We start from the raw sequence: 19,517 nt of genomic DNA, 5'->3' as shown, positions 1-19,517 counted from the left end.
CTCAGCGCCGGTCGCTGTTGGCTTCGGAGATCTGGCTGTTCAGGGTCCAGAAGTCGTACAGCACGCCGACCAGGAACAGGCCACCGGTAAAGAAGTAGATGATCGCGGTGACCCATTTACCTTGGTACAGGCGATGCACGCCGAAGATGCCCAGGAACGTCAGCAGAATCCAGGCGATGTTGTAGTCGATTCGGCCGGCCCGGAAGCGCAAGTCAGCCTCGCGGTCCATCGCGGGAATCAGGAACAGGTCGATCAGCCAACCGATGCCCAGCAGGCCCAAGGTGAAGAACCAAAGGGTCCCGGTGATCGGCTTGCCATAGTAGAAGCGGTGCGAGCCGGTGAAGCCAAAAATCCACAACAGGTAACCGATGACCTTGCTGTGGGTGTCGTGAAGCGGTTCACTCTGTTGATAACTGTTCATTCATAGCCCTCGTGGGTTATCCGAAAATTTTCTAAGAAAAAATGTGACTTTCTCGTTGCTGGCCGACGTATGGCACCCTGCCAATCGACCAACGGATCAAAAATTGATCAAAAAGCTGTTATAAAGTTGCGCGCCCAACACATAACTATTCATAAAGAGCTTCATCTATGCCGCCTTTACTCAAGACATGGCTGACCCTCTGTCTATTATTACCCCTGGCCGCCCACGCCACCAATCGTGAGCAACGTCTTCCCAATGGTTTCACCGGCTATACCACCAATGCCTCGGTGAAACACGCGCCGACCAAGCACACCACGCTGCGCGCGCGCCCGAACAATGCCGCCAGCAGCCGCAGCGCGCCGGTGGCTGCCATGTCGCCGAAGCAGAGCAGCGATGTGCTCAGCCGCGCGGTCAATGTGCTCGGTACGCCCTATGTGTGGGGCGGCAGCAGCCCGAAGAAGGGCTTCGACTGCAGCGGGCTGGTCAAATACGCCTTCAACGACGTGGCCGACGTCGACCTGCCGCGCACGTCTAATGCCATGGCCCAGGGCCACGGCGTTAAGGTCGCCAAGGGCGACCTCAAGCCGGGTGATCTGATCTTCTTCAACATCAAGAGCCGCCGGGTGAACCACGTTGCCATCTACCTGGGCAACGATCGCTTCATCCATGCCCCGCGCCGCGGCAAGCGGGTGAGCATCGACAACCTGAGCAAGCCTTACTGGCAGAAGCACTATGTCGTGGCCAAGCGCGTATTGCCGAAAGAGCAGCAACTGGCGTTGGCCAAGCGCTGATCAAGCTTTGTGTGTATGTGTAGGAGCGGCCTTGCGTCGCGATAGGGCCGCAGCGCGGCCCCGGCGATCTTTGATGCGAAGCTGAAAACCTGGGGCCGCGCTGCGGCCCTTTCGCGACGCAAGGCCGCTACAAGGTTTCGGTCAATCCTTTAGCGTGCAGCTCACGCAACGCCGCCTCCATCGTCCGCATGCCCGCCGCGGCTCCCGACTGCATCACCGACTGCAACTGCGCCAGCCGCCCCTCACGGATCAAGTTACGCACCGCCGTGTTGGCCACCAGCACTTCCCGCGCCGCCACACGGCCGCCGCCCACGCGCTTGACCAGCACCTGCGCCACCACCACCCGCAACGACTCGGCCAGCATCGCCCGCACCAGTGGCTTTTCCTCGGCAGCAAAGACCTCGACCAATCGGTCGATGCTATTGATGGCCGAACGGGTGTGCACCGTCGCCAGCACCAGGTGCCCCGTCTCCGCCGCCCGCAACGCCAGGCGTATGGTCTGCAGATCACGCAACTCACCAATCACGATCACATCCGGGTCCTGTCGCAGCGCACTGCGCAGCCCCTGAGCGAAGCCGCCACAATGGCGGCCAATTTCGCGCTGATTGACCAGGCTGCGCTGGCTGCTGTGGATAACTTCGATAGGGTCTTCCAGCGTGATGATATGCACAGGCCGTTCGCGGTTGAGTTGATCGAGCAGCGCCGCCAAGGTGCTGGACTTGCCGCTGCCGGTTGGCCCGCCCACCAGAACCAGGCCATCGGTACACTGCGCAACAGCTAGAAACACTTCGCCCAGGTCGAGTTCATCGAGCGTCGCTATGCGTTTCGGGATCACGCGAAAGGTTGCCGCCAGGCCGTTCAACTGGCGAAACAGGTTCAGGCGAAAGCGGCCCAGCGCTGGCAGTTGCAACGCGACGTCCAGCTCATCACCCTGTGCCCATTGCTGGCACTGCTCATCCGCCAGCAAGGGTGTCATCGCATCGCTCAGGGCCGCCGACAGCAGTGGCGGCGCGTCCATGCGTTGCAGCTCGCCATCAAGGCGCAGCATCGGTACCTGGCCTGCAGCCAGGTGCAGGTCCGAAGCCCCCGCTTCCACGGCACGGGCCAACAGGTCGGTCACATCCATGAGACTCCCCAAAGGCGATCAAGCAGGTAGAATGCCGCAGACCCTATCGCCGCCGGCATCGATCCATGTCCACCATAGCAGACAACCTATCCGCCCTCGCCGCCCGCATCACCAGCGCCGCACAGGCCGCCGGGCGGGACCCGGCCAGCATCCAGTTGCTGGCGGTGAGCAAGACCAAGCCCGCCAGCGCTATCCGTGAAATCCACGCCGCAGGCGTGCGCGATGTCGGCGAGAACTACCTGCAGGAAGCGCTGACCAAGCAGCAGGCATTGGGCGACCTGCCCTTGATCTGGCACTTCATCGGCCCCATTCAGTCGAACAAGACCAAAGCCATTGCCGAGCATTTCGACTGGGTGCATTCCGTGGACCGCCTGAAGATCGCCCAACGCCTCTCGGAGCAGCGCCCTGCCGCACTGGGGCCGCTGAACATCTGCCTGCAGGTGAATGTCAGTGGCGAAGACAGCAAGTCCGGCTGCGCCCCTGCCGACCTTCCGGCATTGGCCAAGGCGGTCGCCAGCCTGCCCAATCTGCGCCTGCGTGGGCTGATGGCGATCCCTGAACCTAGCGATGAGCGTGCCGTGCAGGAGGCGGCGTTCGCCACCCTGCGCGAGCTTCGGCAAGGTCTGGACCTTGGCCTGGACACCTTGTCCATGGGCATGAGCCACGACCTGGAGGCGGCGATCGCCCAGGGAGCGACCTGGGTACGTATCGGCACCGCCCTGTTCGGCGCCCGCGATTACGGGCCCGTCTGATTCCATGCTTTACTCACTCTTTCCCACAAGGACCTGACATGAGCAAGACACGTATTGCCTTTATCGGCGCCGGCAACATGGCCGCCAGCCTGATCGGCGGCCTGCGTGCCCAGGGCCTGGAGGCTTCGCAGATCCGCGCCAGCGACCCGGGCGCCGAGACCCGCACCCGCATCCAGGCCGAGCACGGCATCGAAACCTTCGAAGACAACGCCCAGGCAATCGCCGGTGCCGACGTGATCGTGCTGGCGGTCAAGCCGCAGGTCATGAAGGACGTCTGCCAGGCCCTGCAAGCCCACCTGCAGGAAGGCCAACTGATCGTTTCCATCGCCGCCGGCATCACCTGCGCCAGCCTGCAAAGCTGGGTTGGCCCACGCCCGGTGGTGCGCTGCATGCCCAACACGCCAGCGTTGCTGCGCCAAGGCGTCAGCGGCCTGTATGCCACCGAGCAAGTCAGCACGGCACAACGCCAGCAGGCCGAGCAACTGCTGTCTGCCGTGGGCACCGCCCTGTGGCTTGATCAAGAGCAGCAACTGGACGCTGTGACCGCCGTTTCCGGCAGCGGCCCGGCGTACTTCTTCCTGTTGATCGAGGCCATGACCGCCGCCGGCGAAAAACTCGGCCTGCCCCGCGAAACCGCCTCCCAGCTGACCCTGCAGACCGCTTTGGGCGCTGCGCGCATGGCCGTTGCCAGCGATGTAGACGCTGCCGAACTGCGCCGCCGCGTCACCTCGCCAGCCGGCACCACCGAAGCTGCGATCAAGTCGTTCCAGGCCAGCGGCTTCGAAGCCATCGTCGAGCAGGCGCTGCAGGCCGCAGCGACGCGGTCCGCCGAGCTGGCCGAACAACTGGGCAAATAAGGAGCTCTAAATGAATGCACTGTCAGGCGCCGCGATTTTCGTGGTGCAAACCCTGGTCAGCCTGTACCTGGTGATCGTCCTGTTGCGCTTCGTGCTGCAACTGGTCAAGGCCAACTTCTACAACCCGCTGTGCCAGTTCACAGTGCGCGCCACCCAGCCGCTGCTCAAGCCGATCCGCCGCGTCATCCCCAGCATCGGCGGCCTGGACACCTCGTCCCTGCTGCTGGCGGTGATCATTCAGGCGCTGCTGATGGCCTTCGTGCTGATGGTCACCTATGGCACCTTCGGTGATGTGCTGCACCTGTTGATGTGGGCCATCATCGGCATCACCTCGCTGTTCCTGAAGATCTTCTGGGTCGCGATGATCGTCATGGTGATCGTCTCGTGGGTCGCACCCAACAGCCACAACCCGGCTGCGGAGCTCGCGTACCAGATCAGCGAACCGGTACTGGCTCCGTTCCGGCGCCTGGTGCCAAACCTGGGCGGCATGGACATCTCGCCGATCTTCGCCTTCCTGGCCATTCAGGTCATTCAGTCGTTCGTCATGCCTCCGCTTGCCGCCTATGCGGGCATGCCGCAAGAGCTGTGGCGGATGATCTGACACCCTCCTTGGCCATCGGCGCCTTCTGCGGCAAGCCATTGCTTGCCGCAGGGGGTAGCGCTCTTTAGACTTACGCCTCCGTCAAGCGTGAGCAGGGTCGATGTCCACTGTCCTTCCCGAAGATTCCGTCGGTCTGGTTACACCGCAAACAGCCCGGTTCGAAGAGCCGCTGGCACTGGCCTGTGGCCGCTCCCTAGCCAGCTACGAGCTGGTCTATGAGACCTATGGCACCCTGAACGCCAGCGCGAGCAATGCCGTGCTGATCTGCCATGCCTTGTCCGGCCACCACCATGCCGCGGGCTACCATGCCGAAACCGACCGCAAGCCAGGGTGGTGGGACAGCTGCATCGGCCCCGGCAAGCCGATCGACACCAACCGTTTCTTCGTGGTCAGCCTGAACAACCTCGGCGGCTGCAATGGCAGCACCGGCCCCAGCAGCCTCAACCCGGCCACCGGCAAGCCCTATGGTGCCGACTTCCCGGTACTGACCGTGGAAGACTGGGTGCACAGCCAGGTGCGCCTGGCCGACCGCCTGGGCATTGGCCAGTGGGCCGCGATCGTGGGCGGAAGCCTCGGTGGCATGCAGGCGCTGCAATGGACCATCACCTACCCCGACCGGGTGCGGCACTGCGTCGATATCGCCTCGGCGCCCAAGCTGTCGGCGCAGAACATCGCCTTCAACGAAGTGGCCCGCCAGGCCATCCTCACCGACCCGGAATTCCACGGTGGTTCGTTCCAGGACCAGGGCGTGATCCCCAAGCGCGGGTTGATGTTGGCGCGCATGGTGGGCCATATCACCTACCTGTCCGATGATTCGATGGGTGAAAAATTCGGCCGTGAGCTCAAGAGCGACAAGCTCAACTACGACTTCCACAGCGTCGAGTTCCAGGTCGAAAGCTACCTGCGCTATCAGGGCGAGGAGTTTTCCGGCCGTTTCGACGCCAATACCTACCTGCTGATGACCAAGGCGCTGGATTACTTCGACCCCGCGGCGGCCCACGGTGGCGACCTTGCCGCCACCCTCGCCGGCGTCACGGCAGACTACTGCATCATGTCGTTCACCACCGACTGGCGCTTCTCGCCGGCCCGTTCCCGCGAGATCGTCGACGCACTGATGGCCGCACGCAAGAACGTCTGTTACCTGGAGATCGACTCGCCCTACGGGCACGATGCCTTCCTGATCCCCACACCTCGCTACATGCAGGGTTTCTCGAACTACATGAACCGCATCGCCATCTGAGGACAGCATGAGAGCCGATCTGGAAATCATCCACGACTGGATTCCCGCCGGCAGCCGGGTACTCGACCTGGGCTGCGGCAGTGGCGAACTGCTGGCCTCGCTGCGTGACCGCAAGCAGGTCACCGGTTACGGCCTGGAGATCGACCCCGACAACATCGCCGCGTGCGTGGCCAAGGGCGTCAACGTCATCGAGCAGGACCTGGACCAGGGCCTGGGCAACTTCGCCAGCAACAGCTTCGACGTGGTGATCATGACCCAGGCCCTGCAGGCCGTGGAGTACCCCGACCGCATCCTCGACGAGATGCTGCGCGTGGGCCGTCAATGCATCATCACCTTCCCCAACTTCGGCCACTGGCGCTGCCGTTGGTACCTGGCGACCAAAGGCCGCATGCCGGTTTCGGACTTCATGCCGTATACCTGGTACAACACGCCGAACATCCACTTCTGCACCTTCGCCGACTTCGAAGAGCTGTGCCACGAGCGCCATGCCAAGGTCCTTGACCGCCTGGCCGTCGACCACTTGCACCGTAATGGGTGGGGCGGCCGGCTATGGCCTAATCTTCTAGGTGAGATCGGCATCTATCGCGTCAGCAGCCCTGGCCTGCAGGAGCACCAGCTCGCGGTTTGACGCCCACTGGAGGAATCGCACCATGCGTCGCCTGACCCTGTTCCTGATCAGCCTGTGCCTGGCCCTGCCCGTACTGGCTGCCGATGCCGCCCGTCCCGAGCGCAAGGAAGTGTTTGGCGACGTGACGGTACACTACAGCGCGTTCACCTCGAGCATGCTGACACCAGAGGTGGCTGCGGCCACGGGCCTGGTGCGCAGCAAGAACCAGGGCGTGCTCAACATTGCCGTGCTCAAGGCCAACAAGCCGGCCATGGCGGTCGTCAGCGGCACGGTGAAGGACCTGACCGGGCGCAGTAGCCCGCTGTCCTTCAAGCAGATCAACGAACAGGGTGCGGTGTACTACATCGCCCAGTTCAAGATCGAACAGCCCGAAACCGTGACCTTCGACCTCAATGTCGAAACCGGCGGCATCAGTAACTCTCTCAGCTTCAACCAGGAAGTGTTCCCAGGCGAATGATGAATTTCCAGCAACTCGTATTGGCCAGCCACAATGCCGGCAAACTCAAGGAACTCCAGGCGATGCTCGGAGCATCCGTACAGCTGCGCTCGATCGGCGAATTCAGCCAGGTCGAGCCAGAGGAAACCGGCCTGTCGTTCGTCGAGAACGCCATTCTCAAGGCACGCAATGCCGCGCGCATCTCTGGCCTGCCGGCACTGGCCGACGACTCGGGCCTGGCAGTCGACTACCTGGGTGGTGCGCCGGGCATCTACTCCGCACGCTATGCCGATGGCAAGGGTGATGCGGCGAACAATGCCAAGCTGCTGGAGGCCTTGAAAGAGGTGCCTGAGGCTGAGCGTGGCGCGCAGTTCGTCTGCGTGCTGGCGCTGGTGCGTCACGCCGACGACCCACTGCCGATCCTGTGCGAAGGCCTGTGGCACGGGCGCATCATGTTCGAAGCCAGCGGCGAGCACGGCTTTGGCTACGACCCGCTGTTCTGGGTACCGGAGCGCAATTGCTCGAGCGCGGACCTCGCCCCGGTCGACAAGAACCAGCTCAGCCACCGCGCCCGCGCCATGGCCCTGCTGCGTCAACGCCTGGGCCTGGCATGATCGAAACGTTGTCCACCCGGCCGTTCCCGACGGGGGCGGCGGGTTTCGCCGTGCTGCCGCCCTTGGCGTTGTACATCCACATCCCGTGGTGCGTGCGCAAGTGCCCTTATTGCGACTTCAACTCCCACGCGGCTGGCCCCGAGCTGCCTGAAGAGGCGTACGTCGACGCCCTGCTGACCGACCTCGATCAAGAGCTTGAGGCCGTGCAGGGGCGCCCGATCAGCTCGATCTTCTTCGGTGGCGGCACGCCGAGCCTGTTCAGCGCCAATGCCCTCGGCCGCCTGCTGCGCGGTGTTGAACAACGCATCCCGTTCGCACCAGACATCGAAATCACCCTGGAAGCCAACCCAGGCACGTTCGAGCAGGAGAAATTCAAGGCGTACCGGCAAACCGGCATCAACCGCCTGTCCATCGGCGTGCAAAGCTTCCAGCCCGCCAAGCTCGAGGCGCTCGGGCGCATCCACAATGGCGACGAAGCGATCCGCGCTGCGGGCATGGCCCGCGCCGCAGGGTTCGACAACTTCAACATGGACTTGATGCACGGCCTGCCCGAGCAGTCGCTGGACGATGCCCTGGGTGACCTGCGCCAAGCCATCGAGCTGGGGCCAACCCACTTGTCCTGGTACCAGCTGACCGTAGAGCCCAACACGGTGTTCTGGAACCAGCCCCCCGAGCTGCCCGAAGACGACATCCTGTGGGACATCCAGGAAGCGGGGCAGGCGCTGATGGCCGAGCACGGCTACCGCCAGTACGAGGTTTCCGCCTATGCCCAGCCAGGCCGTGCAGCCAAGCACAACCTCAACTACTGGCGCTTTGGTGATTTCATCGGTATCGGTGCCGGCGCCCACGGCAAGCTGACCTTCGCCGACGGGCGCATCTTGCGCACCTGGAAAACCCGCCTGCCCAAGGACTACCTGAACCTGGCCAAGCCGTTCAAGGCCGGTGAAAAGCTGCTGCCGGCCGACGAGCTGCCCTTCGAATTCCTGATGAATGCCTTGCGCCTGACCGATGGCGTGGAAGCCGAACTGTTTACCCAGCGCACCGGCCTGCCGCTGGCACAGCTGGTCGAGGCACGGCGTGCTGCCGAACAAAAGGGCCTTTTGCAGGTCGAACCGGATCGACTGGTAGCCACGCCACGCGGCCAGTTGTTCCTCAATGACCTGCTGCAGTATTTCTTGACCTAAGGATGACCCATGGATCTGGTACTTGATCTGCTCGCGACGGTTTCCCGCTGGAGCCGCAGCAACCTGTCGGAGATTTCGCTGGCCTTGGTAGGCTGCCTGCTGGTGCTGTTCGGCACCGATATCAAAGCCTGGGCCGAGCAACGCATCGGCAGCTTGGCGGGCGCGCTGCGCGTGCCAGTGATGGCCTTGCTGGTGATGATCGGCAGCGGTGCGGCGCTGATCTATGCCACGCCATGGGTGGTGAAGGGGCTGAGCCAGTTCAATAACTATGCGCTGGCACCGGTGCTGCTGGTGGTGCTGGTGTTGATCGGCGTGGTGGCTGATCGGCGGGGTTGATCTGCGTCTGCAGAGCTGCGTGTAAGCAGGGACTCCGTCCTACGCTCGCATAAAAAAACCGCCTCTCTCAAGGCGGTTTTTTTTGCCTGCATTTCTGCAGGCGCTGCGGTTCAATCGGCTGAATCAGGTGATCAATCCACCTTTTCGAACTTCAAATCCCAAACCCCATGCCCCAAGCGCTCACCACGGCGCTCGAACTTGGTGATCGGCCGCTCTTGCGGGCGCGGCACATAGGCGCCATCCGCCGCCTGGTTACGGTAACCCGGCGCAGCGCTCATCACCTCCAGCATGTACTCGGCATACGGCTCCCAGTCGGTCGCCATGTGGAACACGCCACCGGGCTTGAGCTTGCGCCGTACCAGCTCGGCGAACTCCAGCTGGACGATGCGGCGTTTGTGATGGCGTGCCTTGTGCCAAGGGTCCGGGAAGAACAGCATCAACCGGTCGAGGCTGTTGTCGGCCACGCAGCGGTTCAGCACTTCGATGGCATCGCAATCGTACACCCGCAGGTTCTTCAGGCCCTGGGTCAACACGCCATTGAGCAGCGCGCCAACACCCGGACGGTGTACTTCGACACCGATGAAGTCCAGTTCAGGGGCGGCAGCCGCCATCTCCAGCAGGGAGTGGCCCATGCCGAAACCGATCTCCAGGGTGCGCGGCGCAGCGCGGCCGAACACCTGGTCATAGTCCACCGGGCTGTCGGCCAGGGGCAGGATGAACTGTGGGCCACCCTGGTCCAGGCCGCGTTGCTGGCCTTCGGTCATGCGACCGGCGCGCATCACGAAACTCTTGATACGGCGGTGTGGGCGCTCTTCGCCTTCGGCGGTGATCGGCGTTTCTTGCGATTCAGTCATCAGGAGCTCTTACTTGATCAGACCATCCAGCGGCGAAGAGGCGCTGGCATAGAGTTTCTTCGGCATGCGGCCGGCCAGGTAGGCCATGCGACCTGCCACGATAGCGTGCTTCATGGCTTCGGCCATCAGCACCGGTTGCTGGGCGTGGGCGATGGCCGAGTTCATCAGCACCGCCTCGCAACCCATTTCCATGGCGATGGTGGCATCGGAGGCGGTACCCACGCCGGCATCGACCAGCACCGGCACCTTGGATTCTTCCAGGATGATCTGCAGGTTGTAGGGGTTGCAGATGCCCAGGCCGGTACCGATCAGGCCTGCCAGCGGCATGACCGCAATGCAGCCGACTTCGGCCAGCTGACGGGCGATGATCGGGTCGTCGCTGGTGTAGACCATCACGTCGAAACCGTCCTTGACCAGTACTTCAGCGGCCTTGAGGGTCTCGATCACGTTGGGGAACAACGTCTTCTGGTCGGCCAGGACTTCCAGCTTGACCAGGTTGTGGCCATCGAGCAGTTCACGGGCCAGGCGGCAGGTGCGCACGGCTTCGACCGCGTCGTAGCAGCCAGCGGTGTTCGGCAGGATGGTGTAACGGTCTGGCGGCAGTACGTCGAGCAGGTTCGGCTCGCCCGGGTTCTGGCCGATGTTGGTACGACGCACAGCGACGGTGACGATCTCGGCACCCGAGGCCTCGATGGCCAGGCGGGTTTCTTCCATGTCACGGTATTTGCCGGTGCCGACCAGCAGGCGCGACTGGAAAGTGCGCCCGGCCAGGGTAAAGGGCTTGTCGCTACGAACGTTGCTCATCGTTGTTCCTCGGGAAAAGGTTACTGGGCTTGCATGTGAACCGCCGAGCTGTAATCAGCCGCCGCCGATGGCGTGGACCACTTCGACCTGGTCGCCGTCGTTCAGCTGCGTGCTGTCATGCAGGCTACGCGGCACGATGTCCAGGTTCAGTTCCACGGCTACCCGGCGCCCGGTGAGTTCCAGGCGGGTCAGCAGGGCCGCGACGCTTTCGCCAGCGGGCAGTTCGTAAGGTTCACCGTTCAGTTGAATGCGCATGCGCACGGCCACCGTTGTTCTTTGGGGCCCGCATTCTAGCGCTGAACAACCCTTGAACCCAAGGGCGGTGCACGCCATTAGTCGCGATTGTGGACCGCTCGGTCAGCCCAGCCGCCAGGCTGCCAGGCCCAGGCACAACCAACCGGCCAGGAAGCACAGCCCGCCAATGGGCGTGATGATGCCGAGCTTGCTTACACCCGTCAGGGTCAGCAGGTACAGGCTACCGGAGAACAGTACGATACCCAGCGCGAACAGACCGCCGGCCCAGCCGACCAGGCGCCCAGGCAAGTGCGCCGCCAGCACGGCAACACCGAAAATCGCCAGGGCATGCACCAGTTGGTAGGTAACCCCGGTATGAAAGATCGCCAGGTAATCTGCCGTAAGGCGGTTTTTCAGCCCGTGCGCGGCAAATGCGCCCAAGGCCACACCGGTAAAGCCGAAAAAGGCGGCAAGCATCAGGAAGCTGCGAAGCATGGGAGGACTCCTACTATCGGGTCTGTATAATGGCCCCTTCCACCTGCCCGGCCAAGCCATCGACATGCTGCCATCCCTTATCCGCCGCCTCACCCGCGCCCTGCTCTGGTTCGCTGCCGGCAGTATCGTGCTGGTGCTGGTGTTTCGCTGGGTACCGCCACCCGGCACGGCGTTGATGGCCGAGCGCAAGGTGCAGTCCTGGGTGAGTGGCGAGCCAATCGACCTGCAGCGCGACTGGCAACCGTGGCAGAACATCGCCGATGACCTGAAGGTGGCGGTCATTGCCGGTGAAGACCAGAAGTTCGCCAGCCATTGGGGCTTTGACATCCCGGCCATTCAGGCAGCGCTGGCTTATAACGAACGGGGTGGCAACATTCGTGGGGCCAGCACCTTGACCCAGCAGGTGGCCAAGAACCTGTTCCTGTGGTCGGGCCGCAGCTGGTTCCGCAAGGGCCTGGAGGCGTGGTTTACCGCGCTGATCGAGCTGTTCTGGTCGAAAGAGCGGATCCTCGAGGTTTACCTCAACAGCGCCGAATGGGGCAATGGGGTGTTTGGCGCCCAGGCTGCCGCGCGCTACCACTTCGGTGTCGATGCCAGCCGCCTCAGCCGCCAGCAGGCCGCGCAGTTGGCTGCCGTGCTGCCCAGCCCGATCAAGTGGAGCGCCAGCCGGCCCAGCGCCTATGTGGCCAATCGGGCGGGTTGGATCCGGCGGCAGATGAGCCAGCTGGGCGGGCCTAGCTACCTGATGCAGCTGGATGCCTCGCGCAAACGCTGATTATCCGGGGCTGCAGTGCAGCCCCAGAAGCCCATAAAAAAGCCGCGCCCCTCACAGGGCACGGCTTTTCATCCAGCAAGGCGCGAATCAGGCCGCGATCAACGCCTTGACCTTGTTCATTGCGTTCTTTTCCAACTGCCGAATACGCTCGGCCGAAACGCTGTATTTGTCCGCCAGCTCGTGCAAGGTCGCCTTCTCTTCAGCCAACCAGCGCTGGTAGAGGATGTCACGGCTACGCTCGTCCAGGCCTTGCAACGCTTCGTGCAGGTTGCTGGTGGAGTTGTCACTCCAGTCGGCATCCTCCAGCTGTACCGCCGGATCGTAGCGGTGGTCTTCCAGATAATGCGCTGGCGACTGGAAAGCGCTGTCGTCGTCGGCTTCCGCCGCCGGGTCAAAGGCCATGTCCTGACCACTCAGCCGGCTTTCCATCTCACGCACTTCACGGGGTTCAACGCCAAGGCTTTCAGCCACGCGATGAACTTCATCGTTGTTCAGCCAGGCCAGACGCTTCTTCTGGCTGCGCAGGTTGAAGAACAGTTTGCGCTGGGCCTTGGTGGTAGCCACCTTGACGATGCGCCAGTTACGCAGGATGAATTCGTGGATTTCTGCCTTGATCCAGTGCACGGCAAAGGACACCAGGCGCACCCCCATCTCAGGGTTGAAGCGCTTGACGGCCTTCATCAAGCCGACGTTGCCTTCCTGAATCAGGTCGGCCTGGGCCAGGCCATAGCCTGCATAGCTACGGGCGATATGTACGACGAAACGCAGGTGGGCCATCACCATTTGCCGAGCGGCCTCAAGATCCTGCTCATAATAGAGACGCTCGGCCAGATCACGCTCCTGCTCGACCGTCAGCAGCGGGATGCTGTTGACCGTGTGCACATAGGCTTCCAGGTTTGCACCGGGTACCAAGGCATAGGCAGGTTGCAACGATGTGGTCATTCAAGAACCTCCGACTTACTAGACTCGCGCCTTGTGGGCACTGCCAACATTGACCGGAAACCGATGAACAAGTTCCCAAAACGGTAATAAAGTCAATGCTGGCACGGGAAAAACTATCGAGGCGCTAGCTCGTTCAAGTGCCGAGCGACCGCGATCCATGCACCGATATACCCTAACAGCACCGCTCCGATCAAGAGCGACAGACCATCGGACGCCGGCACGCCGCCCAGGGCGAAGTCACTGCCGTACAAGCCGGACAGCCCGACAACCGCCTGGTTCAGCCAGTTGAGGCCGAACGCCAGGATACCCCAAGCCAAGAAACCCGCACCCAGGCCGTACAAGGCCCCCATGTACAGGAAAGGCCGGCGCACGTAGCTGTCGGTGCCGCCTACCAGCTTGATGACTTCGATCTCGGTGCGGCGGTTTTCAATATGTAGACGAATTGTGTTACCGATTACTAACAGCAACGCAGAAATCAGCATGACCGCCAACCCGAAGACAAAGCGGTCACCCAACTTGAGGATCGCCGCCAGGCGTTCGACCCATACCAAGTCCAGCTGTGCCACTTCGACCTTGGGCAGCTCCGATAGGCGCTGACGCAACGCCTCCAGCGCGGGCTTGTCGACCTCGCTCGGGGTCACCACCACCACGCCAGGCAGCGGGTTTTCGGGGAGTTCGCGCAAGGCCTCGCCCAGCCCGGACTGCTGCTGGAACTCTTCCAGCGCCTGGTCGCGGCTGACATACAACGCATCGGCCACCCCGGGCATGCGCTTGATCTCGTCACGCAGGGCCTCGCCGTCCTTGCTGCCAGCGTCAAGCTTCAGGTATAGCGAAATCTGCGCGGCGCGCTGCCAGGACCCGCCGAGCTTCTCGACGTTCTTCAGCAGCAACGACAGGCCCATGGGCATGCTCAAGGCCACGGCCATGACCAGGCAGGTAAAGAAGCTGCCGATCGGCTGCTTGCCGAGGCGACGCAAGCTGTCGGCCATGCTTGCCCGGTGGCTCTCCAGCCAGGCATGCAGCAAGGTGCGAAAGTCCGGGCCGTCATCGTCGTCGCGTTTTTTCTTTCCAGGCTGCGGGTCAGCGGGTTTCGGCGCAACCCGCTCGGAAACCTTCGGCGTACGTGTAGTGCTCATTGCCCGGCCTCCCCATCGCCGATCAGACGGCCGCGCTGCAGCGTCAGCATGCGGTGGCGCATGCGCGCGATCAGTGCCAGGTCGTGGCTGGCGATCAATACCGTGGTGCCCAGGCGGTTGATGTCCTCGAACACGCCCATGATCTCCGCGGCCAGGCGCGGGTCAAGGTTGCCGGTGGGTTCGTCGGCCAGCAACAGGGCTGGCTGATGGACGATGGCCCGCGCAATACCCACCCGCTGCTGCTGCCCCGTGGACAGGTCCGCCGGGAACAGCTCGCCCTTGTCGGCCAGCGACACACGCTCCAGCGCCGAATCCACGCGTTTGGTGATATCGGCCTTGGACAAACCGAGGATCTGCAGCGGCAAGGCGATGTTGTTGAACACCGTGCGATCGAACAGCAACTGGTGGTTCTGGAACACCACACCGATCTGCCGACGCAGGAAGGGGATCTGCGCATTGCTGATCTGGCCCAGGTCCTGCCCTGCCAGCAGCAGCTTGCCGCTGGTCGGGCGTTCCATGGCCAGCAACAAACGCAGCAAAGTGCTCTTACCGGCACCCGAGTGCCCGGTGACGAACAGGAATTCGCCCCGGCGCGCCCGGAAACTCAGCTCATGCAAGCCTACATGGCCATTGGGATAGCGCTTGGCGACCTGTTCGAATCGGATCATGGATGCTCTCGCTCGGCGAACAGCGCCTTGACGAACGGCTCGGCTTCAAAGGTGCGCAGGTCGTCGATACCTTCGCCGACACCGATGAAACGGATCGGGATGCTGAATTGCTTGGCCAGGGCGAAGATCACCCCGCCCTTGGCGGTGCCGTCCAGCTTGGTCAGCGCCAGGCCAGTCAGCTCGACGCTCTGGTTGAAGTACTTGGCCTGGCTGATGGCGTTCTGGCCGGTACCGGCGTCGAGCACCAGCAGCACCTCGTGAGGCGCCTCGGCGTCGAGCTTGCCGATGACCCGGCGAACCTTCTTCAGCTCTTCCATCAAGTTGTCCTTGGTGTGCAGACGGCCGGCCGTGTCGGCGATCAGCACATCGACGCCACGGGCCTTGGCGGCCTGCACGGCATCGAAGATCACCGAGGCGGAGTCGGCACCGGTGTGCTGGGCGATCACCGGGATCTGGTTACGCTCGCCCCAGACCTGCAACTGCTCAACGGCCGCAGCACGGAAAGTGTCGCCCGCGGCCAGCATGACCTTCTTGCCCTCCAACTGCAGCTTCTTGGCCATCTTGCCGATGGTGGTGGTCTTGCCAGCGCCGTTCACGCCGACCACCAGGATCACGTAGGGCTTGTTCTGCGCCTGGATCTTCAGCGGCTGCTCGACCGGGCGCAGCAACGCGGCCAGTTCTTCCTGCAGCGACTTGTACAACGCATCGGCATCGGCCAGTTGCTTGCGGGCAACCTTCTGGGTCAGGTTCTGGACAATGGCCGAGGTCGCTTCGACGCCGACGTCGGCGGTCAGCAGGCGGGTTTCGATCTCATCGAGCAGGTCATCATCGATAACCTTCTTGCCCATGAACAGGCTGGCCATGCCTTCGCCGATGCTGGCACTGGTCTTGGACAGGCCTTGCTTGAGGCGGGCGAAGAAGCCGGGCTTGGACTGTTCGGTGGCGACCGGTACGGCAACCGGTTCAGCTTCGACCGGGGCAGGCGCCGCGACCGCTGCTGCCTCGACAACCACGGGCGCCGGCTGAGGCGCGGCAGGCGCTGCGACTACCGGGCGTTCAGGGATCGCTGGCGGGGCGATAGGCTCCAGGTCCGGCACCAGGGCCACGGGTTCTTCGGCGACCGGCAGCACCAGGTTGCTGACAGGCGGTTCTGCGCCGCGAACTACCGGGGCCTCAGGGGCTTGCACCAGTGGCGAAGGGCTTTCGACCGGTGTGGCGGCTTGCGGATTCGCGGGCAAGCCCGCACCTGCCGCTGGCTGCTCGGGCTCGGGGGCCTTGAAGGCAGTAGGCGGCAGCGCAGGCTGGGGCACCTCGGGAGCAACCGGGGCCGGCGCGGCCAAAGGCGCGAGCGGCGGCGCTTCAGGCAGCTCGACGGCAGGCTGCGGCGCTACCGGTTCAGCAGACTGTGGCTCGGGCGTTTGCGGCTGTTCGGCGACAGGTTGCTGCGGCTTCTTGCGAAACCAGCTGAACAGGCCTTTCTTTTCGCCAGACTCGGCCGGCGCTTTTTTGTCGTCGTTGGAACCAAACATGGAGGACGGCTATCTCAGGGTAGCGATGCGCCAGCAATGGCGCATCGGGAATTCTCTATACGCAGAACAGACTATCTTGAAGCCGGCTGGTTCATGCGCAACGTTTTGTCTTAGTGTCCTGCGGGCCAGAACGGCGACAGGCATGGTCGCCAGGCAACCGGATCAGTATCCTAGCACCTCCTGGCCCGCCGACGCTAAACCCTGCGGGCCGCCGAACAGGTTAAACACCGTATGAATGCTCTAGCCCGCCGCGCCGCTGGCCTGTTGCTCGGCACGCTCTGCCTGCCGCTCGCGGCCTTCGCCGCCGATGTGCAACCGACTCACGAATTCATCCTCGACAATGGCCTCAAGGTGATCGTGCGCGAAGACCACCGCGCACCGGTCGTGGTCTCGCAGATCTGGTACAAGGTCGGCTCCAGCTACGAGAACCCGGGCCAGACCGGCCTGTCCCACGCCCTGGAACACATGATGTTCAAGGGTAGCGCCAAAGTCGGCCCCGGCGAGGGCTCGCGCATCCTGCGGGACCTGGGCGCCGAAGAAAACGCCTTCACCAGCGACGATTACACGGCCTACTACCAGGTGCTGGCCCGCGACCGCCTGCCAGTGGCCCTGGAACTCGAAGCCGACCGCCTGGCCAGCCTGCGCCTGCCCGCCGACGAGTTCAGCCGCGAAATCGAAGTGATCAAGGAAGAGCGCCGCCTGCGCACCGATGATCAGCCCAACTCGAAAGCATTCGAGCTGTTCCGCGCCATGGCCTACCCGGCCAGTGGCTATCACACCCCGACCATCGGCTGGATGGCCGACCTCGAACGCATGAAGGTCGAGGAGCTGCGGCACTGGTACGAATCCTGGTACGCGCCCAACAACGCCACCCTGGTGGTGGTCGGCGATGTCACCGTCGACGAGGTCAAGGGCCTGGCGCAAAAGTACTTCGCCGGCATTCCCAAACGCGCGGTGCCGCCAGCCAAGCTGCCGCTGGAGCTGGCCGAGCCAGGCCAGCGCCAACTGACCCTGCACGTGCGCACGCAGTTGCCAAGCCTGATCTACGGCTTCAACGTACCCGGCCTGGCGACCACCCAGGAGCCGAGCACGGTGCATGCCCTGCGCCTGATCTCGGCCTTGCTCGACGGCGGCTACAGTGCCCGTATGCCGGCCCGCCTGGAGCGCGGTCAGGAGCTGGTGGCCGGGGCGTCGTCCAGCTACAACGCCTTCACCCGTGGTGACAGCCTGTTCCTGATCTCGGCCACGCCGAACGTGCAGAAGCAGAAAACCCTGGCAGACGTGGAAAAGGGCATCTGGCAACTGCTCGAAGAGCTCAAGACCACGCCCCCTAGCGCCGAAGAGCTCGAACGCGTGCGCGCCCAGGTGATCGCCGGCCTGGTCTACGATCGCGACTCCATCAGCAGCCAAGCCACCACCATCGGCCAGCTGGAGACCGTGGGCCTGTCCTGGAAGCTGATCGACAGCGAACTGGACGAGCTCAAGCGCGTGACCCCGCAAGACATCCAGAACGCTGCGCGCACCTACTTCACCCGCGAACGCCTGAGCGTTGCCCATGTACTGCCCGAGGAGTCCGCTCATGAGTGATCGTCGCGCACCACGCCTCACCCTGCTGGCTACGGGCATCCGCGCCCTTACGCTGGCGGCAGTGCTGGCGGCCCCGGCCCTGGCCGACAACGCGCCGAAGGCCGACAGCACTGCGGCCCGCCCGGCCAATACCCTGCAGTCACTGGCCGAGCTGGATGGCAAGGCGCCCAGCCGGCGCCAGCTGAACATCCAGAACTGGACCACCGCCGAAGGCGCCCGGGTGCTGTTCGTCGAAGCCCGCGAACTGCCGATGTTCGACCTGCGCGTCACATTCGCCGCCGGTAGCAGCCAGGACGGCGCCACGCCAGGCCTGGCCGCCTTGACCAACGCCATGCTCAACGAGGGCGTGGCAGGCAAGGACGTAACCGCCATTGCCGAAGGCTTCGAAGGCCTCGGCGCAGACTTCGGCAACGGCTCGTACCGCGACATGGCCGTGGCCTCGCTGCGCAGCCTGAGCACCCAGGACAAGCGTGAGCCGGCGCTCAAGCTGTTCGCTGAGGTCGCTGGCAAGCCCACGTTCCCGGAGGACGCCCTCAAGCGCATCAAGAACCAGATGCTGGCCGGCTTCGAATACGAGAAGCAGAACCCCGGCAAGATCGCTGGCAAGGCGCTGTTCGGCAAGCTCTACGGCGACCATCCCTACGCTCACCCGAGCGACGGCACCGCCGAAAGCATCAACGGCATCACCCTGGCACAGCTGCGCGCCTTCCATGCCAAGGCCTACACTGCCGGCAACGCGGTCATCGCCCTGGTCGGCGACCTCAGCCGCGCCGAAGCCGAAGCCATTGCCGCCCAGGTTTCCGCCGGCCTGCCCAAGGGCCCGGCGCTGGCGGCACCGGCCCAGCCCGCTGAGCCCAAGGCGGGCCTGACCCACATTGACTTCCCGTCCAAACAGACCCACCTGATGCTGGCTGAACTGGGTATCGACCGTCAGGACCCAGACTGGCCAGCCCTGTCGCTGGGCAACCAGATCCTTGGCGGTGGCGCGTTCGGCACCCGCCTGATGAGTGAAGTACGTGAAAAGCGCGGCCTCACCTACGGCGTCTACTCGGTGTTCAGCCCGATGCAGGTACGCGGCCCGTTCATGATCAACCTGCAAACCCGCGCCGAACTCAGCGAAGGCACACTCAAGCTGGTCCAGGACATCCTTGCCGACTACCTGAAAAGCGGCCCGACCCAGCAAGAGCTGGACGACGCCAAGCGCGAGCTGGCCGGCAGCTTCCCGCTGTCCAATGCCAGCAACGCCAGTATCGTCGGCCAACTGGGGGCCATCGGCTTCTACAACCTACCGCTGACCTGGCTCGAGGACTTCATGCAGCAGTCCCAGGCCCTTACCGTCGAACAGGTCAAGGCCGCCATGAACAAACACCTGTCAGCCGATAAACTGGTGATCGTCACCGCTGGCCCCAAGGTGCCGCAAAAACCGCTGCCAGCCCCCACTGACAAGCCCGCCGAGCAACCGCCCGGCGTACCGGAGCACTAATGCCAAGATCCACCCCTCCCGCCC

At 63.5% G+C, this 19,517-nt stretch carries 23 protein-coding genes; 13 read left to right on the top strand and 10 right to left on the bottom strand.

Annotation, left to right across the window (positions count from 1 at the left end; genetic code table 11):
• Position 1: 1 nt before the first annotated feature.
• Positions 2-421: a TM2 domain-containing protein gene (locus HU770_RS08295; protein ID WP_033702015.1), complete on the bottom strand. Its 420-nt coding sequence runs from the start codon at positions 419-421 to the stop codon at positions 2-4.
• A 167-nt stretch (positions 422-588) separates the two neighbouring features.
• Between HU770_RS08295 and HU770_RS08290 the strand changes: the two genes are divergently transcribed.
• On the top strand, positions 589-1,212 hold the full coding sequence (locus HU770_RS08290; protein WP_186652928.1) for a C40 family peptidase: 624 nt from the start codon (positions 589-591) through the stop codon (positions 1,210-1,212).
• A 127-nt stretch (positions 1,213-1,339) separates the two neighbouring features.
• On the opposite strand, the gene HU770_RS08285 is transcribed toward HU770_RS08290, so the two are convergent.
• On the bottom strand, positions 1,340-2,338 hold the full coding sequence (locus HU770_RS08285; RefSeq protein ID WP_047582189.1) for a PilT/PilU family type 4a pilus ATPase: 999 nt from the start codon (positions 2,336-2,338) through the stop codon (positions 1,340-1,342).
• Positions 2,339-2,403: 65 nt separating this feature from the next.
• Between HU770_RS08285 and HU770_RS08280 the strand changes: the two genes are divergently transcribed.
• The 9 genes from HU770_RS08280 to HU770_RS08240 all read left to right on the top strand — a co-directional run bounded on the left by HU770_RS08280 (position 2,404) and on the right by HU770_RS08240 (position 8,986).
• Positions 2,404-3,090 carry a YggS family pyridoxal phosphate-dependent enzyme gene (locus HU770_RS08280; RefSeq protein ID WP_186663471.1) on the top strand — a complete coding sequence of 229 codons (687 nt, stop codon included), beginning with the start codon at positions 2,404-2,406 and terminating at the stop codon, positions 3,088-3,090.
• 38 nt (positions 3,091-3,128) lie between these two features.
• Complete coding sequence (gene proC, locus HU770_RS08275) at positions 3,129-3,947, top strand: pyrroline-5-carboxylate reductase (protein WP_033702020.1); 819 nt, start codon at positions 3,129-3,131, stop codon at positions 3,945-3,947.
• 10 nt (positions 3,948-3,957) lie between these two features.
• Positions 3,958-4,548 (top strand): YggT family protein, encoded by a 591-nt coding sequence (locus HU770_RS08270; protein WP_033702021.1) that lies wholly within the window; start codon positions 3,958-3,960, stop codon positions 4,546-4,548.
• Positions 4,549-4,648: 100 nt separating this feature from the next.
• Positions 4,649-5,788 (top strand): homoserine O-acetyltransferase, encoded by a 1,140-nt coding sequence (locus tag HU770_RS08265; protein WP_033702022.1) that lies wholly within the window; start codon positions 4,649-4,651, stop codon positions 5,786-5,788.
• Positions 5,789-5,795: 7 nt separating this feature from the next.
• On the top strand, positions 5,796-6,416 hold the full coding sequence (metW, locus tag HU770_RS08260; RefSeq protein ID WP_033702023.1) for a methionine biosynthesis protein MetW: 621 nt from the start codon (positions 5,796-5,798) through the stop codon (positions 6,414-6,416).
• Positions 6,417-6,438: 22 nt separating this feature from the next.
• Complete coding sequence (locus tag HU770_RS08255; RefSeq protein WP_033702024.1) at positions 6,439-6,873, top strand: DUF4426 domain-containing protein; 435 nt, start codon at positions 6,439-6,441, stop codon at positions 6,871-6,873.
• The gene (gene rdgB, locus HU770_RS08250) at positions 6,870-7,466 is read left to right on the top strand and encodes an RdgB/HAM1 family non-canonical purine NTP pyrophosphatase (RefSeq protein ID WP_033702026.1); all 597 of its coding nucleotides are present in this window, start codon (positions 6,870-6,872) and stop codon (positions 7,464-7,466) included. The genes HU770_RS08255 and rdgB overlap by 4 nt, the downstream gene beginning before the upstream one ends.
• Complete coding sequence (gene hemW / locus HU770_RS08245; protein ID WP_186663470.1) at positions 7,463-8,650, top strand: radical SAM family heme chaperone HemW; 1,188 nt, start codon at positions 7,463-7,465, stop codon at positions 8,648-8,650. Before rdgB ends, hemW begins: the two co-directional genes overlap by 4 nt.
• Before the next feature lie 9 nt (positions 8,651-8,659).
• Positions 8,660-8,986, top strand: a complete 327-nt coding sequence (locus tag HU770_RS08240; protein WP_033702028.1) for a DUF3392 domain-containing protein — start codon at positions 8,660-8,662, stop codon at positions 8,984-8,986.
• Positions 8,987-9,117: 131 nt separating this feature from the next.
• Here the strand turns inward: HU770_RS08240 and trmB are convergent, their stop codons facing one another.
• The 4 genes from trmB to HU770_RS08220 all read right to left on the bottom strand — a co-directional run bounded on the left by trmB (position 9,118) and on the right by HU770_RS08220 (position 11,373).
• On the bottom strand, positions 9,118-9,840 hold the full coding sequence (gene trmB, locus HU770_RS08235; RefSeq protein ID WP_186652932.1) for a tRNA (guanosine(46)-N7)-methyltransferase TrmB: 723 nt from the start codon (positions 9,838-9,840) through the stop codon (positions 9,118-9,120).
• Between the two features lie 9 nt (positions 9,841-9,849).
• Positions 9,850-10,644 (bottom strand): thiazole synthase, encoded by a 795-nt coding sequence (locus tag HU770_RS08230; RefSeq protein WP_015272152.1) that lies wholly within the window; start codon positions 10,642-10,644, stop codon positions 9,850-9,852.
• 54 nt (positions 10,645-10,698) lie between these two features.
• Complete coding sequence (thiS, locus tag HU770_RS08225; protein WP_033702586.1) at positions 10,699-10,899, bottom strand: sulfur carrier protein ThiS; 201 nt, start codon at positions 10,897-10,899, stop codon at positions 10,699-10,701.
• Positions 10,900-11,001: 102 nt separating this feature from the next.
• Positions 11,002-11,373: a DUF423 domain-containing protein gene (locus HU770_RS08220; protein WP_033702030.1), complete on the bottom strand. Its 372-nt coding sequence runs from the start codon at positions 11,371-11,373 to the stop codon at positions 11,002-11,004.
• Between the two features lie 64 nt (positions 11,374-11,437).
• Here HU770_RS08220 and mtgA point away from each other — a divergent pair, with 64 nt between their 5' ends.
• A complete protein-coding gene (gene mtgA / locus HU770_RS08215; protein WP_186663469.1) occupies positions 11,438-12,148 on the top strand; it encodes a monofunctional biosynthetic peptidoglycan transglycosylase in 711 nt (236 codons plus the stop codon).
• Between the two features lie 87 nt (positions 12,149-12,235).
• On the opposite strand, the gene rpoH is transcribed toward mtgA, so the two are convergent.
• From rpoH to ftsY, 4 genes are all read right to left on the bottom strand, one after another.
• On the bottom strand, positions 12,236-13,090 hold the full coding sequence (gene rpoH, locus HU770_RS08210) for an RNA polymerase sigma factor RpoH (RefSeq protein ID WP_012312302.1): 855 nt from the start codon (positions 13,088-13,090) through the stop codon (positions 12,236-12,238).
• A 113-nt stretch (positions 13,091-13,203) separates the two neighbouring features.
• On the bottom strand, positions 13,204-14,226 hold the full coding sequence (gene ftsX, locus HU770_RS08205) for a permease-like cell division protein FtsX (RefSeq protein ID WP_186663468.1): 1,023 nt from the start codon (positions 14,224-14,226) through the stop codon (positions 13,204-13,206).
• Positions 14,223-14,894, bottom strand: a complete 672-nt coding sequence (gene ftsE, locus HU770_RS08200; RefSeq protein ID WP_186663467.1) for a cell division ATP-binding protein FtsE — start codon at positions 14,892-14,894, stop codon at positions 14,223-14,225. Before ftsE ends, ftsX begins: the two co-directional genes overlap by 4 nt.
• Positions 14,891-16,423: a signal recognition particle-docking protein FtsY gene (gene ftsY / locus HU770_RS08195; RefSeq protein WP_186663466.1), complete on the bottom strand. Its 1,533-nt coding sequence runs from the start codon at positions 16,421-16,423 to the stop codon at positions 14,891-14,893. Before ftsY ends, ftsE begins: the two co-directional genes overlap by 4 nt.
• A gap of 231 nt (positions 16,424-16,654) precedes the next feature.
• Between ftsY and HU770_RS08190 the strand changes: the two genes are divergently transcribed.
• Positions 16,655-18,010 carry a pitrilysin family protein gene (locus HU770_RS08190; RefSeq protein ID WP_186663465.1) on the top strand — a complete coding sequence of 452 codons (1,356 nt, stop codon included), beginning with the start codon at positions 16,655-16,657 and terminating at the stop codon, positions 18,008-18,010.
• Positions 18,003-19,493: a pitrilysin family protein gene (locus HU770_RS08185; RefSeq protein WP_095063907.1), complete on the top strand. Its 1,491-nt coding sequence runs from the start codon at positions 18,003-18,005 to the stop codon at positions 19,491-19,493. Before HU770_RS08190 ends, HU770_RS08185 begins: the two co-directional genes overlap by 8 nt.
• Positions 19,494-19,517 lie beyond the last annotated feature (24 nt).

The organism is Pseudomonas sp. SWRI68, from assembly GCF_014269165.1.
Classification (GTDB): Bacteria; Pseudomonadota; Gammaproteobacteria; order Pseudomonadales; family Pseudomonadaceae; genus Aquipseudomonas; species Aquipseudomonas capeferrum.
Note: the sequence above shows the minus strand (reverse complement) of the source record. Positions and strands in the feature narration are given on the sequence as shown.